Genomic DNA, 14,668 nt, shown 5'->3' with positions numbered 1-14,668 from the left:
CGTCCAGTCGTGCGTGGTGCCGCTGAGGTTGTTGATCGTGCCGGGCGCGCCGCGCGGAGTGGGGCGTGGCGTGGCACCGCCGAGGCAGCCGATCGTGCCGGGCGCGCCGCGTGGAGTGGTGCGTGGGGCCGCTGAGACAGCCGATCGTGCCGGGCGCGCCGCGTGGAGTGGTGCGTGGTACCGCCGAGGCAGCCGATCGTGCCGGGCCCGCCGCGCGGAGTGGTGCGTGGTACCGCTGAGACAGCCGATCGTGTCGGCCGCCCGGGGCGTGCAGTCGTCCGTGGATCACGGAACCTGCCGGTCGTGTCGGCCGGCGCCGGAGCCGTCGAGCCCGTCGATCGTGACGGCCGCTCTCCGAGGGCTCGGCGAACCCGTGGCCCGATGGCAGGATGGGCCGACCGACGGCGAAGGGCAGCGCACATGGACCGACCCACGGCACTCGTCCCGCAACACCACCTCTCCCTGGGCGCCCGCGGCCCCGAGGACGTGGTGGCCGACGCGTACGGGCGCGTGATAACCGGAGTGGAGGACGGCCGTATCCTGCGCGTCCACGGCATCGGGGACCCGCACACGGCCCGCGTGGAGGTGCTGGCCGAGACCGGAGGCCGACCGCTCGGACTCGAACCCCTGCCGGACGGCGGCCTGTTGGTGTGCGACGCGGAACGCGGCCTGCTGCGCGTCGATCCCGTTGAAGGCGCCGCCGGCTCGGTCCGTGTCCTCGCGGACTCGGCGGCGGGGGAGCGGCTGCGCTTCTGCAGCAACGTCGTCGCCCTGCCGGACGGCGCCGTGTACTTCACCGTCTCCAGCCGCCGCTACCCGCTCCACCAGTGGATCGGTGACATCCTCGAACACACCGGCACCGGACGGCTCCTGCGTCTGCCGCCCGCGGGAGGCGAGCCCGAAGTCCTCCTGGACGGGCTGCAGTTCGCCAACGGACTGGCGGTCGGCGGTGACGGTTCCTTCCTGGTGGTGGCCGAGACCGGCGCCTGCCGCCTCACCCGCTACCACCTGACCGGCCCGCGCGCCGGTCGGGCCGACCTCTTCGCCACGCTTCCCGGCATGCCGGACAACCTCTGGCGCGAGGGCCCCGACGGCCCGCTCTGGGTCGCCCTCGCGAGCCCCCGGGTCCCGCCGCTGGACCTCCTGCACCGCACTCCGCCCGCCGTGCGCGCCGCCGCCGCGCGGGCCGCCGTACACGCGCCGTACCGCCCCGGCGGCACGATCGGCGTGATGGCCCTGGACGACACCGGACGGACCGTCGGCCACCTCGTCCGCCGCCGCTCCGGATTCCGCATGGTCACGAGCGTCTGCCCCGTCGGGGACCAGCTCGTCCTCGGCAGCCTCCGGGAGCCCGGTCTCGCGGTCTGCGCCCGTCCCTCGGCCCGCTGACACGGCGGTAGGCTGGTGCCCGGCCGTGATCATCCGTCGGGGCAGGCCGACACACCCGTCGGGGCAGGCCGAACAGGAGACGTAAGCGCATGACAGCCCCGGAAGCCGAGAGCCTCCGTGCCCGCCCCACCCCCCGCCGGCGATCCGAGTGGCGCTCCCAGGCACCCGTCGTCGCGGTGGTCGCCGCCGGCGGCGCGCTCGGCGCGTGCGCCCGCTACGGGCTCACCCTCGCCCTGCCCACGCCGCCCGGGGGCTTCCCGTGGGCGACCTTCTGGACCAACGTCAGCGGCTGCGCGGTGATGGGGGTCTTCATGGTCCTCATCACCGACGTGTGGGCCGCCCACCGCCTCGTACGCCCCTTCTTCGGCACCGGCGTGCTCGGTGGCTTCACCACCTTCTCCACCTACGCCGTCGACATCCGCAGACTGGTCGACGCCGGCCGCCCCGGTCTGGGGCTCGCCTATCTCGCCGCGACGCTGTGCGCGGCCCTCGCCGCGGTGTGGCTCGCCTCGGTGGCCGCCCGCCGGGTGCTGATCAGGAGGCAGCGATGACGTCACTCACCGGCCGGGCCCTCAGGCTGACCGTCTACATCGGCGAGGACGACACCTGGCACCACAAGCCCCTCTACTCCGAGATCGTGCACCGCGCGCACGCGGCCGGACTCGCCGGGGCGAGCGTCTTCCGGGGCATCGAGGGCTTCGGCGCCTCCTCCCGCATCCACACCTCCCGTCTGCTCTCCCTGAGCGAGGACCTGCCGGTGGCGGTCGTCGTGGTGGACACCGAGGAGCGCGTACGGGCGTTCCTGCCGCAGCTGGACGAACTCGTCGGCGAGGGGCTCGTGACCCTGGAGGAGTGCGAGGTCGTGAGATACGTGGGCCGCGCGGGCGGCCAGGGGGACACGGATCCGAAGGGTAAGAAGTCGTTGTGAACTGGCTGCTGGTCATCGCGGGGGCCGTGGTCGGCGCACCGATGCGCTATCTCACCGACCGCGCCGTACAGGCCCGGCACGACTCGGTCTTCCCCTGGGGCACCTTCGTGGTGAACGTCACCGGCAGCCTGATCCTCGGGCTGCTCACGGGCGCGGTCTCCACCGGTGCCGCGGGGCCCCACGTGCAGCTGCTGGTGGGCACCGGGCTGTGCGGCGCGCTGACGACGTACTCGACCTTCTCCTACGAGACCCTGCGGCTGACCGAGGCCGGTTCCGGGCTCTACGCTGCCGTGAACGTCGTCGCGAGCGTGATGGCGGGCCTCGCCTCGGCCTTCGCCGGTGTCTCGCTCGCGCACGCCCTGTGGGCCTAGGCGCTTGCCAGAGGGCCGGGCGCAGCAAGTACTGTCTACAGCACTGTCGACCAACTCTCCCCAGAACTGGATCCCATGAGCGCCATCTCCGTCGGTCAAGCCGCCGTCCTCGGCATCGTCGAGGGGGTGACCGAGTTCCTCCCGGTGTCCTCCACGGGTCACCTGAAGATCGTCGAGGGACTCATGCACATCCCGGTCGACGACAAGTCCGTCGTCGGTTTCTCCGCCGTCATCCAGGTCGGCGCCATCGCCGCCGTGCTCGTGTACTTCTTCAAGGACATCAAGCGGATCGTCTCCGCCTGGTTCCGCGGTCTGACCAACCGCGAGGAGCGTTACCACCACGACTACAAGTTCGCCTGGTGGGTGATCGCCGCCACCGTCCCGATCGTCCTGGTGGGCCTGGCCGCCAAGCCGTTGATCGACGGCCCGCTGGCCTCGCTGTGGGTGGTCGCCGGCTCGCTGATCGTCGGCTCTGCGGTGATGTGGGCGGCCGACCAGATGGGCCGCCACAAGCGGGGTGAGGACGACACGTCGTTCAAGGACGCGATGTGGGTCGGCTGCTCCCAGATCCTCGCCCTGCTCTTCCCCGGCTTCTCGCGTTCCGGTGCCACCATGTCCACGGCGCTCATCCTGGACCTCGACCGCGTCGCCGCCACCCGGCTGTCCTTCTTCCTCGGCATCCCGGCCCTGACCGGCGCCGGCATCTACGAGCTCAAGGACGCCCTCGGCGCGGGCGTGGGCGCGGCCCCGCTGGCCGTCGGCACCATCGTGTCGTTCGTGGTCGCCTACGCCTCCATCGCCTGGCTGCTGAAGTTCGTCGCCAAGCACTCCTTCAACGCCTTCGTGATCTACCGGATCGTCATCGGTGTGGGCCTGCTCGGCCTGCTCGCCACCGACGTCCTCAGCGCCTGACCGGACTCTCCTGATCACCCACGGGGTGCGGATGCCTGCATTCAGGCGCCGCACCCCGTGAATGTTTCCTTACGGGATGCCTTGACAGTCCCGCCACGCAACCCGCAGGATCGCTCCCGTGAACCTGTCAGACAGCCAGACAGGTGGTCTGGGTCCCCGGCGTGTGAGCGCCATGGAAGCGGTCCTCGGCCACCTCCGCAGCGCCATCGAGCGCGGCCAGTACGCCATCGGCGACAAGCTGCCTTCCGAGGCCGAGCTGTGCCGCACCCTCGAGGTGTCCCGGCCCGTGCTCCGCGAGGCACTGCGCGCGCTGCAGACGATGGGCCTGACCGTCTCCCGGACGGGCAAGGGCACCTTCGTCGTCGCCAGTGCCGTCGAGGACCCCACCTTCGGCGACTACGCGGCCAGCGACCTGCTGGAGGTGCGCCGGCACATCGAGATCCCCGTCGCCGGATACGCGGCCCTGCGCCGCAGCCCGGAGAACCTGGACCACCTGGCCCACCTGCTCGACCGCATGGAGCGGGAGACGGACACGACCGCCTGGGTCGCGATGGACACCCTCTTCCACCTCGCCGTGGCCGAGGCCGCCCAGAACCCGGTCTTCCGCCGGGTCATCGAGGAGATCCGCGACGCACTGGCGCGTCAGTCGGCCTTCCTCAACGAACTGGGCGGCCGCCGCGAGCAGTCCAACCGCGAACACCGGGCCATCGTCGAGGCGCTGATCGACGGTTCCGAACACGACGCGGTTCAGGCCATGAGCCACCACCTGGACCGCGTCGAGACGACCCTCACCGACATCGTGCGTCCCCAGCGGACGGACGACCTCCCCACGGAAGGCGGACTCGAGGCGTGAGCGAGCAGCACCTCAAAGACGAGACGCGCCCCTCGTCCGGCCATGTCGACGCCGGAGACGCCGGCTACAGCAAAGGCCTGAAGCACCGGCACGTCAACATGATCGCCATCGGCGGAGCCATAGGCACCGGCCTCTTCCTCGGCGCGGGCGGCCGGCTCGCCGACGCCGGGCCCTCCCTGTTCATCGCGTACGCCGTCTGCGGCGTCTTCGCCTTCCTGGTCGTGCGCGCCCTCGGCGAACTCGTCCTGTACCGGCCGTCCTCCGGCGCCTTCGTGTCGTACGCGCGGGAGTTCCTGGGCGAGAAGGGCGCGTTCACCGCCGGCTGGATGTACTTCCTGAACTGGGCGACCACCGGCATCGCCGACATCACGGCGGTCGCCACCTACACCCACTACTGGGGCATGTTCTCCGACATCCCGCAGTGGGTGATCGCGCTCGTCGCCCTCGCCGTCGTGCTGACCGTGAACCTGATCTCGGTGAAGATCTTCGGTGAACTGGAGTTCTGGTTCGCGATCGTCAAGGTCTCCGCGCTGGTCGTCTTCATGGCCATCGGCATCTTCCTGCTGGTCACCCAGCACCCGGTCGCCGGCCACCACCCGGGTCCGTCCCTGATCACCGGCAACGGCGGCGTGTTCCCCAACGGCCTGCTGCCGATGCTGCTGATCATCCAGGGCGTCGTCTTCGCCTATGCCTCCGTCGAGCTGGTCGGCGTCGCCGCCGGTGAGACCGAGAACCCCGAGAAGATCATGCCGAAGGCGATCAACTCGATCATGTGGCGCGTGGGCCTGTTCTACGTCGGCTCCGTCGTGCTGCTGTCCATGCTGATGCCCTGGAACAAGTACAGCGCCGGTGAGAGCCCCTTCGTGACGGTGCTTTCGCACATCGGCATCCCCGCGGCCGGCGACGTGATGAACCTGGTCGTGCTCACCGCCGCCATGTCCTCGCTCAACTCCGGCCTGTACTCCACCGGACGCATCCTGCGCTCCATGGCCGTGAGCGGCTCGGCGCCGAAGTTCACCGCGAAGATGAGCCGCAGCCAGGTCCCGTACGGCGGAATCCTGCTCACCAGCGGTATCTGTGTCCTCGGCGTGGGCCTCAACTACGTCGTCCCCGCCGACGCGTTCGAGATCGTCCTCAACTTCGCGGCGATCGGCATCCTCGCGACCTGGGGCATGATCATGGTCTGTCACCTGTTCTTCTGGCGGAAGACCCGGAAGGGCGAACTGATCCGGCCGTCGTACCGGCTGCCGGGCTCCCCCTGGACCGAAGTGGTGACGCTGGCGTTCCTCGCCTCCGTCCTGGTCCTCATGTACGCCGACGGCGGCCCCGGACGCACCACCGTGCTCTGTCTGCCGCTGATCGTCGCAGCGCTGGTCGCGGGCTGGTACGCCGTCCGCGGCCGCACGTCCCGCACATCCACCGGCGCCGACGCGTGACCCGTGACCCGGCCCGCCCCGACCCATCGATGCAGGCAGTGATGTACAGCAGTTCCCCCGCAGACGCACCCATCGTCCGCGAGCCCCTCCACGCCCCCGTCGCCCACCTCGTCCGCGGCGGGGTCGTGGAGGGCATCCACTACGGTTCCGTCGTCGTCCTCGGCACCGACGGCCGGGTGCAGTTCCAGCTCGGCGACATCGAGGCCGCCTTCTACCCGCGCTCGGCCGTCAAGCCCCTCCAGGCCGTGGCCATGCTGCGGGCCGGACTGCCCCTCGACGGCGAACTCCTCTCGCTGGCGGCCGCGAGCCACTCCGGCGAGGAGCGGCACCTCGCCGGTACCCGGCGGATCCTCGAACTCGCCGGGCTCACGGAGGACGACCTGCGCAACGTCCCCGACATGCCCTTCGACCCGGTCGTCCGGGACACCTGGGTGCGCGAGGGGCGGGCGCCCTCCCGGCTCGCCCAGAACTGCTCCGGCAAGCACGCGGCCATGCTGTGGACCGCGAAGATCAACGGCTGGTCCCTCACGGACTACCTCGACCCGAAGCACCCGCTCCAGCAGGCGATCCAGGAGATCGTCGAGGACCTGACCGGCCAGCAGGCCGCCCGGGTCACCGTGGACGGCTGTGGCGCACCGCTGTTCTCCATCTCCCTGCACGGCCTGGCCCGCGCCCTGTCCCGGATCACCACGGCGACCCCCGGCACGCCCGAGGCCCAGGTCGCCGACGCGATGCGCGCGCACGCCGAGATGGCCTCCGGCTCGGGGCGCGACGTCGCGGCGCTGATGCGGGCCGTGCCGGGGCTGCTGGCCAAGGACGGCTTCGAGGGTGTGCAGGTCGCTGCGCTGCCCGACGGCCGGGCCATCGCGGTGAAGATCGCCGACGGGGCGAATCGCGCCCGCGTTCCGGTCGCGGCCGCCGCGCTCGCTCGCGCGGGCGTCGACCCTGAGCTGCTGACCGAGTTCGCGGGGGAGCCGCTGCTGGGCGGTGGGGAGCCGGTGGGTCGTGTGCGTGCGGTGCGCGCGCTGGACCCTTTTGAGCTTCCCGCCTGCGCGTAGGAATTCACCGATTCAGCGGGGGACCGCGGGTCAGTCGCCGGTCCGCCGGCCATCTGTGGTTGATCGCGCAGTTCCCCGGGCGCCCCTTTCGGGGCGCTCCCACCTCCGTACCTCAGAAAGAGGACCGTTTCCTCATGACCGCCGCCGCCACCCGCAGCGAACACGATCTGCTCGGCGACCGGGACGTACCCGCCGACGCCTACTGGGGTGTGCACACCCTGCGCGCCACGGAGAACTTCCCCATCACCGGGACCCCGATCTCCGCCTACCCGCACCTGATCGACGCCCTCGCCGCCGTCAAGGAGGCCGCCGCCCTCGCCAACGAGGAACTCGGCCTGCTGGCGCCGGAGAAGGCGCGCGCGATCGTGGCCGCCTGCCGGGAGATCCGGGCGGGCGGGCTGCACGACCAGTTCGTCGTCGACGTCATCCAGGGCGGCGCCGGCACGTCCACCAACATGAACGCCAACGAGGTCGTGGCCAACCGTGCGCTGGAACTCCTCGGCCACGCGAAGGGCGCGTACGGGTATCTGCACCCCAACGAGGACGTCAACCTGGGCCAGTCGACCAACGACGTCTATCCGACCGCCGTCAAGATAGCGACCGTCTTCGCGGTCCGCGGACTGCTCAAGGCGATGGCTGTACTGCAGGACTCGTTCGCCCGCAAGGCCGTCGAGTTCCGTGACGTGCTCAAGATGGGCCGTACACAGTTGCAGGACGCCGTGCCGATGACGCTCGGTCAGGAGTTCTCCGCGTTCGCCGTCATGATCGAGGAGGACCGCAGCCGCCTTGCCGAGGCCGTCGAGCTGATCCATGAGATCAACCTGGGCGCCACGGCGATCGGTACGGGTCTCAACGCCCCGGCCGGCTACGCCGAGGCCGCCCGCCGGCACCTCGCCGCGATCACCGGGCTGCCGCTGGTCACCGCCGCCAACCTGGTCGAGGCCACCCAGGACTGCGGCGCCTTCGTCCAGATGTCCGGCGTACTCAAGCGGATCGCGGTCAAGCTCTCCAAGAGCTGCAACGACCTGCGGCTGCTGTCCTCCGGTCCGCGCGCGGGCCTCGGCGAGATCAACCTGCCGCCGGTACAGGCCGGTTCGTCCATCATGCCGGGCAAGGTCAACCCGGTGATCCCGGAGGTGGTCAACCAGGTCGCCTTCGAGGTGATCGGCAACGACGTCGCCATCACCATGGCCGCCGAGGCCGGCCAGCTCCAGCTCAACGCCTTCGAGCCGATCATCCTGCACTCCCTGTCGGAGTCCGTCACCCACCTGCAGAGCGCCTGCCTCACCCTGGCCGAGCGCTGCGTGTCCGGCATCACCGCCAACACCGAGCGGCTGCGCGCCACCGTGGAGAACTCCATCGGCCTGGTCACCGCCCTCAACCCGCACATCGGGTACACGGCCGCCACCGAGATCGCCAAGGAGGCCCTCGTCACCGGCCGCGGAGTCGCCGAACTCGTCCTGGAGAAGGGCCTGCTGCCGGCCGAGCGGCTCGCCGGGCTGCTGCGCCCCGAGATCCTCGCCGGCAGCGGGGCACCTGCCGCCTGACCTGCCAAGACGCACACTGGATTACGCTCCGGGCCCGAGCGGGAGGCACAATAGTGATCATGACAACGACGTCGTCCCTCACCTTCCTGCCGGTCCTGGAGCGCATCGCCGAGGAGATGGAGCGCACGCCCGGGCGGGGCCGGGCGGCCGACTACATCCCGGCCCTCGCCGCCTGCGACCCGCGCCGCTTCGGCATGGCCGTCGCCGAGCTGGACGGCACGGTGTACGGGGTGGGGGACTGGCGCGAGCCGTTCTCCACGCAGTCCATCACCAAGGTCTTCACCCTGGCCCTGGACCTGGCCCGCGAGGGCGACGAACTCTGGGAGCACGTGGGCCGCGAGCCCTCCGGCAACCCGTTCAACTCCCTGGTGCAGCTGGAGTACGAGAACGGCATCCCGCGGAATCCTTTCATCAATGCGGGCGCCCTCGTCGTCACCGACCGCCTCCAGACCCGTACCGGAGACGCGGCCGGGGAACTGCTGACCTTTCTGCGGGCCGAGAGCGGCAACGCCTCCCTCGACTTCGACAAGGAGGTCGCGGCCTCCGAGACCACGCACGGCGACCGCAACGCCGCCCTCGCCCATTTCATGGCGTCCTACGGCAACATCGACAACGACGTGCCGGTCCTCCTCGACCAGTACTTCCGGCAGTGTTCCGTCACCGCCTCCTGCGCCGACCTGGCCCTCGCCACCGGCTTCCTCGCCCGGCACGGCATCCGCGCCGACGGCGGCCGGCTGCTCACCCGCAGCCAGGCCAAACAGGTCAACGCGGTGATGCTGACCTGCGGGACGTACGACGCGGCCGGGGACTTCGCCTACCGCGTGGGCCTGCCCGGCAAGAGCGGGGTCGGCGGCGGGATCATCGCGGTCGTGCCGGGCCGGTGCACGCTGTGCGTGTGGAGCCCGGGTCTGGACGAGCGGGGCAACTCCGTGGCCGGAGTGGCGGCCCTCGACCGGTTCACCACCCTGACCGGGCTCTCGGTCTTCTGACCGGACGTGTCCCAAGGGGGCCCCGGCAGGCGCCGCTGAACGGGCGCGGGGTGGCGACATACCGCTCCGCCGTGTGGGCGCGACAACGCACGACGTACCGCGGCCGGCAACGCACTCTCCCTCACCCACCGGTTACATCGCGGCCCCCGCCCGGCAGGGCTGCCGTCGCCTTCCGGCCATCCTGCGTTGACACGCTGCACCAGTGTTGGCCATGGCATTTCCCGTCGATCTCCGCCGCTGCCAGGTGCTCGGGCTGGCCGGCACCGCCTTTCTCGCGCTGGGCGGTGAGACGGCCGGTGCCCTGCCCGTGCAGGATCTCCTGGCCCCCGCCTCGGCGCAGGTGGCGCTCGGTCTGGTCGGGGTGTACTTCGGTGTCGTCCTGCTGATAGCGGCCTGGATGCTGCTCGGCCGCCTGGTGCGCGGCCCCCAGCCGCCCACTCCGCGCTCCCTGCTGCTGGTGCTCGCCGTGTGGACGGCACCGCTGCTGCTCGCGCCGCCGTTGTTCAGCCGGGACGTCTACAGCTACCTGGCGCAGGGCGCCATGGTCGACGCCCACATGGACGTCTACGCCCACGGACCCGCCCAGCTCGGCGGCCCGCTCGCCGACGAGGTGGCCCCGATGTGGCAGCACACCGGCGCCCCCTACGGTCCCGCCTTCCTGGCCCTGGCCTCCGCGCTGTCCGGCCTGACCCACGGCCGGCTGCCGGCCGGCCTGCTCGGCATGCGCCTGGTCGCCCTGCTCGGGGTGGCCCTGATGGCGGTGGCGCTGCCCCGCCTCGCCCGGCACAGCGGCGCCGACCCGGCCGCCGCGCTCTGGCTCGGCGCCCTGAACCCGCTCGTCCTGCTGCACCTGGTGGCGGGCGCCCACAACGACGCCCTGATGCTCGGCCTGCTGGGGCTCGGCCTGGTCGCCGCGCGCGGGGACCGGCCGGCCGGCGGGGTCGTCGCAGCCGTCCTCGTCACCCTGGCCGCCCTGGTCAAGGCGCCGGCCGCGCTCGGTCTGCCGGCGGTCGTGGCCCTCCAGGTCCGCGCCGGCCGGCGCCCGGTGCCGGCCGTCCTGACCGCGGCGGCCGCCTCCGCCGTGACCACGGTCGCCGCCACCGCCGTCGCCGGCACCGGCTATGGCTGGATCGGCGCCCTGGACACCCCCGTCTCCCCGCACAACTGGGCGCTGACCAGCCTGCTCGGCCGCGCCACCGGCGCCCTGCTGGAACACCTCGGCAGCAACCTGGCCCCGCTGGCGCTGCCGGCCTGGCACCTGCTCGGCCTCGGGGCCACCGCCGTCGCCGTGGCGCTGATATGGCTCCGCCTGCGCCTCAGACCGGTGTACGCCCTCGGACTGAGCCTGCTGACGGTCGCCGTCTTCGGTCCGGCGATCCGCCCCTGGTACGTCCTGTGGGGCCTGTTCCTCATCGCCGCCGCCGCGCCCAGCACCTCGATACGGCACCGGGTCGCGGCCCTGGCGGGCGTCCTGGCGCTCGCCGTCCTGCCCAGCGGCGGCCCCGCCGACCCCGGGCAACTGGTGCTCGCCGTCTCCGGCGGGGTGCTCGGCGTGGTCGTCCTGTGGCAGGCCCACCAGGCGGCCCAGGCCCCGGCACCGGGACGCATGGCGTGAGCGGGCCCCGTACGACCAGGGCCCGTCTGCTGCTGGTCCTCGTCCTCGGCGCCGCGGTCACCGTCTTCACGGCCACCGTGCCGCTGCTGCGCGACTTCTTCGACCTGCGCGTCTACTACGGCACCGTGCACACCTGGGCGCACCACGGCGGCCGCATCTACGACTACCGGGTGCCGGGCACGGCGTACGGATTCACCTACCCGCCGTTCGCGGCGGTCGCGATGCTGCCGCTTGCCCTGCTGGGCCGGACCTCGGCGATCGTGGCCTCCCTGCTGGTGAACCTGGCCGCGCTGGGGGTGATCCTGCGCATCCTGGCCGGGCCCGACTGGCGGCGGCACGGCTGGTACCGCTGGTCGCTGTGCCTGTGTCTGCTGGCGCTGTTCGAGCCGCTGCGGGACACCTTCAGCTTCGGCCAGGTCAATCTGGTGCTGCTGGCCCTCGTCATGGGGGACTGCCTGCTGCTGGCGACCGGCCGGGAGCGCTGGGCGGGCGCCGGGATCGGTCTCGCCGCGGCCGTGAAGCTCACGCCCGCCCTGTTCATCGGCCTGCTGCTGCTCGCCGGCCGGCGCCGGGCGGCCGGTGTCGCGACGGCCGTCGCCGCCGCGGCGACCGCGCTGGCCGGGTGGGCGGACCCGCGGGCGTCCCGCTTCTACTGGACCCAGGCGCTGTGGGACACCGGCCGGGTGGGACGGCTCGACTATGTGTCGAACCAGTCGCTCCAGGGGGTGCTGGCCCGGCTCGGCGAGCCGGGCGGCGCGCTGTGGGCGTCGGCGGTCCTGCTCACCCTGTGGGTCTGGGCGTGGCGGTCCCGCAGGGCGGTGACGGCGGGTGACTGGACGGCGGCCTTCGCGCTCACCGGGGCGGCGGCCTGTCTGGTCAGCCCCATCACCTGGGTGCACCACCTGGTGTGGCTCCTGCCGTCCTTCGCCGTACTGCTGCGTGCCGGGCGCCCGCGGATCGCGGGAGCGCTGTACGCGGTCCTGTGCACGAGTGTGGTCTGGCTGTGGTTCGACGACGCCTCGGGCATTGGCGGCTTCCTGGGCAGCAACACCTACACCTGGATCACACTGGGCCTGCTGCTCGGCCTGCCGACGGGTCAGCCACGCCTGATCCGGCTGACCACGGCCCGCAGTACCACCACCACGGCTGCCGCGCCGAGCCCCGCGAGGCCGGCGACGACGGCCCTGCCCGACCAGCCCCGGTCGTCGTCCGCCGAGGTGGCGGCGGCGACCGGTGCGGTCACCGACGGCTGCCGCGGCTTGACGCGCAGCCCGTCCAGCGAGCCGACCGGATCCACCCGTCCGGCCGCCTCGAAGCCCCAGTCGAGCAGCTTCCGGGCCTCCTCGTACACGGTGAACCCGCCGCCGGTCTGAGGGTGCATCACGGTCACCACCAGCGTGCGGCTGCCATGGCGGGCCGCGGCCACCAGGGTGTTGCCCGCGTTGGTGGTGTAGCCGTTCTTGATGCCGATCAGGCCGGGATACCGTGCCACCCCGTTCGCTCCGGTGAGCAGCCGGTTGGTGTTCCGGATGCCGAACGACGCGCCGTCGCCGGGGAAGTACGCCTCGGCGGTGGAGCAGTAGTGGGCGAAGTCGGGGTTGCGCAGCCCGTCCCGGCCGAAGACGGCCAGGTCGTAGGCGGAGGACACCTGGCCGTCGGCGTCGTAGCCGTCGGGGGAGACGACATGGGTGTCCAGGGCGCCGAGCGAGCGCGCCTTGGCCTGCATCCGCTTGGCCGTGGCCTTCCAGCCGCCGCCCATGGAGGCGAGCACGTGCACGGCGTCGTTGCCGGAGCTGAGGAAGACGCCCCGCCACAGGTCGGCCACCTGGTAGGAGTGCCCCTCCTGGACGCCGACCAGGCTGCTGCCGGCGCCGATGCCGGCCAGCTCCTGGTAGCGCACGGTGTGCTCCATCCCGGCGGGCAGGGACGGCAGCAGGGTCAGGGCGAACAGGGTCTTCAGGGTGCTCGCGGGCGGCAGCTTGCGGTGCGCGTCGCTCGCGGCCAGCACCTCCCCGCTGCCGGCGTCGGACACCACCCAGGACAGCGCCGAGACGTCTGGCAGCTCGGGCGCGTCCCGGTGCGGCCGGACCTGGATGCCGGAGTGGTACAGCAGGGACGGCCCGGGCAGCGTGGCCCGGGGTCCGGGCGGGGCGGGTTCGCCGGGCCGCGGCCCGGAGGCGGCGGCGACCGGAGCCAGCGCCAGCACGCCCGCCGCGCACAGGGAGCAGGCCGATACGGCCACCCGATGAGAAAGTCCGGTAATCATATGATCAACGTACGAACGCTTCGGGCCTGGCTCGCGCGGCAAGGGCCGTTCGGCCTACGCGAGCAACCCGGAGGCCGGACCCCGGCCCCCGGGCGGCGGTGGGGTCAGCCGGCCGGCAGGGTGGGCCGGATCTGCCGCAGGAACGCGGCGTTGTCCGGGGTGGAGCGCAGCCGCTCCAGCAGGGTCTCCAGCCCGGACGGACCGCCCTCCCGGGAGCGCAGGACGCGGCGCAGGCCGTGTACGGCCGTCAACTCCTCCGGGGTGAGCAGCAGTTCCTCGCGGCGGGTGCCGGATGCGTCGAGGTCCACGGCGGGGAAGAGGCGCCGGGCGGCGGACTCCCGGTCCAGGCGCAGCTCCATGTTGCCCGTGCTCTTCAGCTCCTCGAAGTAGTAGCCGTCGGCGCGGGAGCCGGTGTCCACCAGGACGGTGGCGAGGATGGTCAGCGAGCCGCCCTCCTCGGCCTGCCGGGCGGCACCGAAGAACCGCTTGGGGCCGAGCAGGGCACCCGCGTCGACACCGCCGCTCAGGGTACGGCCCCCGGCGGCGGAGGCGTTGTTGTGCGCCCGGCACAGCCGGGTCAGCGAGTCCAGCAGGATCACGACGTCCTCGCCGGCCTCCACCAGGCGCCTGGCCCGCTCGACGACCAGCTCGGCGAGGGCGATGTGCTCCTTGGCCGCCCGGTCGAAGGTGGAGGCGTACACCTCACCGCGTACCGAGCGGCGCATCTCGGTGACCTCCTCCGGGCGCTCGTCCAGCAGCAGGACCATCAGCCGGCACTCGGGGTGGTTGCCGGCCACGGCGGCGGCCAGCTGCTGCAGCAGCACCGTCTTGCCGCTCTTCGGCGGGGCCACGACGAGTCCGCGCTGGCCCTTGCCGACCGGCGCGAAGAGGTCCGTGACGCGTCCGGCCAGTCCGGACGCGGGGTGTTCGAGGCGGATGCGCTCGTGCGGGTGGAGCGGGGTGAGGTCGCGGAAGTGACGCCGGCCGCGAAGGTCCGCCGGGTCGCGTCCGTCGACGCGCGTGACCTCGGTCAGGGCACGCTGTGCACCCCGGACCCCTTCGACGAGGTCGCCCTTGCGCAGTCCGAGGCGCCGGATCAGGGCGGCCGGGACCTGCGGATCGGCGGGTGAGGGCAGGAGGCTCGTGGCGCGCAGGTGCCCCTTCCCGTGCGCGTCGATGTCGAGGACACCGGTGACGAGCCGGGCGGCCGGGGCCTGCTGGACCACGGGAGGGTGTTCGAGTGTGGTGGTCATGGTGGGAGGTCCTTTCACGGACGGAAGAAGAGAGGGGGAAGGGGGGAGAGG

The 14,668-nt window shown here is 72.2% G+C and carries 13 protein-coding genes and 1 pseudogene; 12 read left to right on the top strand and 2 right to left on the bottom strand.

The features are described 5' to 3' along the window. Positions 1–420: 420 nt before the first annotated feature. The 12 genes from AB0D93_RS35865 (at position 421) to AB0D93_RS35810 (ending at position 12,471) form a co-directional block, all read left to right on the top strand. Positions 421–1,389: an SMP-30/gluconolactonase/LRE family protein gene (locus AB0D93_RS35865; RefSeq protein WP_362128991.1), complete on the top strand. Its 969-nt coding sequence runs from the start codon at positions 421–423 to the stop codon at positions 1,387–1,389. Between the two features lie 89 nt (positions 1,390–1,478). After that, positions 1,479–1,940, top strand: coding sequence for a fluoride efflux transporter CrcB (gene crcB / locus AB0D93_RS35860; protein ID WP_362128988.1), 462 nt, complete (start codon positions 1,479–1,481; stop codon positions 1,938–1,940). After that, the gene (locus AB0D93_RS35855) at positions 1,937–2,317 is read left to right on the top strand and encodes a DUF190 domain-containing protein (RefSeq protein WP_362128985.1); all 381 of its coding nucleotides are present in this window, start codon (positions 1,937–1,939) and stop codon (positions 2,315–2,317) included. Before crcB (AB0D93_RS35860) ends, AB0D93_RS35855 begins: the two co-directional genes overlap by 4 nt. Continuing rightward, positions 2,314–2,688, top strand: a complete 375-nt coding sequence (gene crcB / locus AB0D93_RS35850) for a fluoride efflux transporter CrcB (RefSeq protein WP_362128982.1) — start codon at positions 2,314–2,316, stop codon at positions 2,686–2,688. The genes AB0D93_RS35855 and crcB (AB0D93_RS35850) overlap by 4 nt, the downstream gene beginning before the upstream one ends. 75 nt (positions 2,689–2,763) lie before the next feature. After that, the gene (locus AB0D93_RS35845) at positions 2,764–3,600 is read left to right on the top strand and encodes an undecaprenyl-diphosphate phosphatase (RefSeq protein WP_362128979.1); all 837 of its coding nucleotides are present in this window, start codon (positions 2,764–2,766) and stop codon (positions 3,598–3,600) included. Positions 3,601–3,718: 118 nt separating this feature from the next. Beyond that, positions 3,719–4,453: a FadR/GntR family transcriptional regulator gene (locus tag AB0D93_RS35840; protein WP_362128976.1), complete on the top strand. Its 735-nt coding sequence runs from the start codon at positions 3,719–3,721 to the stop codon at positions 4,451–4,453. Continuing rightward, positions 4,450–5,889 (top strand): amino acid permease, encoded by a 1,440-nt coding sequence (locus AB0D93_RS35835; RefSeq protein ID WP_362128973.1) that lies wholly within the window; start codon positions 4,450–4,452, stop codon positions 5,887–5,889. The genes AB0D93_RS35840 and AB0D93_RS35835 overlap by 4 nt, the downstream gene beginning before the upstream one ends. Positions 5,890–5,930: 41 nt before the next feature. Then, positions 5,931–6,947: an asparaginase gene (locus AB0D93_RS35830; RefSeq protein ID WP_362128970.1), complete on the top strand. Its 1,017-nt coding sequence runs from the start codon at positions 5,931–5,933 to the stop codon at positions 6,945–6,947. Positions 6,948–7,081: 134 nt separating this feature from the next. Further along, a complete protein-coding gene (aspA, locus tag AB0D93_RS35825) occupies positions 7,082–8,494 on the top strand; it encodes an aspartate ammonia-lyase (RefSeq protein WP_362128967.1) in 1,413 nt (470 codons plus the stop codon). Positions 8,495–8,544: 50 nt separating this feature from the next. After that, the gene (locus AB0D93_RS35820; protein WP_362129077.1) at positions 8,545–9,483 is read left to right on the top strand and encodes a glutaminase; all 939 of its coding nucleotides are present in this window, start codon (positions 8,545–8,547) and stop codon (positions 9,481–9,483) included. A 211-nt stretch (positions 9,484–9,694) separates the two neighbouring features. Continuing rightward, the gene (mptB, locus tag AB0D93_RS35815; RefSeq protein WP_362128964.1) at positions 9,695–11,098 is read left to right on the top strand and encodes a polyprenol phosphomannose-dependent alpha 1,6 mannosyltransferase MptB; all 1,404 of its coding nucleotides are present in this window, start codon (positions 9,695–9,697) and stop codon (positions 11,096–11,098) included. Then, the gene (locus tag AB0D93_RS35810) at positions 11,095–12,471 is read left to right on the top strand and encodes a glycosyltransferase 87 family protein (protein ID WP_362128961.1); all 1,377 of its coding nucleotides are present in this window, start codon (positions 11,095–11,097) and stop codon (positions 12,469–12,471) included. The genes mptB and AB0D93_RS35810 overlap by 4 nt, the downstream gene beginning before the upstream one ends. A gap of 59 nt (positions 12,472–12,530) precedes the next feature. Here the strand turns inward: AB0D93_RS35810 and AB0D93_RS35805 are convergent. Together AB0D93_RS35805 and rho are read right to left on the bottom strand one after the other, a co-directional pair. Beyond that, a pseudogene (locus AB0D93_RS35805) lies at positions 12,531–13,364 on the bottom strand (serine hydrolase); the annotation flags it as partial. Between the two features lie 104 nt (positions 13,365–13,468). Beyond that, positions 13,469–14,617, bottom strand: a complete 1,149-nt coding sequence (gene rho, locus AB0D93_RS35800; RefSeq protein WP_362128958.1) for a transcription termination factor Rho — start codon at positions 14,615–14,617, stop codon at positions 13,469–13,471. Positions 14,618–14,668: the final 51 nt, after the last annotated feature.

Origin of the sequence: Streptomyces sp. NPDC048191 (assembly GCF_040652655.1) — a bacterium.
Lineage (GTDB): Bacteria > Actinomycetota > Actinomycetes > Streptomycetales > Streptomycetaceae > Streptomyces.
Note: the sequence above shows the minus strand (reverse complement) of the source record. Positions and strands in the feature narration are given on the sequence as shown.

Coding starts and splice junctions, on each gene's coding strand:
- AB0D93_RS35865 (WP_362128991.1), top strand. CDS start 421: ATGGACCGACCCACGGCACTCGTCCCGCAACACCACCTCTCCCTGGGC.
- crcB (WP_362128988.1), top strand. CDS start 1,479: ATGACAGCCCCGGAAGCCGAGAGCCTCCGTGCCCGCCCCACCCCCCGC.
- AB0D93_RS35855 (WP_362128985.1), top strand. CDS start 1,937: ATGACGTCACTCACCGGCCGGGCCCTCAGGCTGACCGTCTACATCGGC.
- AB0D93_RS35845 (WP_362128979.1), top strand. CDS start 2,764: ATGAGCGCCATCTCCGTCGGTCAAGCCGCCGTCCTCGGCATCGTCGAG.
- AB0D93_RS35830 (WP_362128970.1), top strand. CDS start 5,931: ATGTACAGCAGTTCCCCCGCAGACGCACCCATCGTCCGCGAGCCCCTC.
- aspA (WP_362128967.1), top strand. CDS start 7,082: ATGACCGCCGCCGCCACCCGCAGCGAACACGATCTGCTCGGCGACCGG.
- mptB (WP_362128964.1), top strand. CDS start 9,695: ATGGCATTTCCCGTCGATCTCCGCCGCTGCCAGGTGCTCGGGCTGGCC.
- rho (WP_362128958.1), bottom strand. CDS start 14,617: ATGACCACCACACTCGAACACCCTCCCGTGGTCCAGCAGGCCCCGGCC.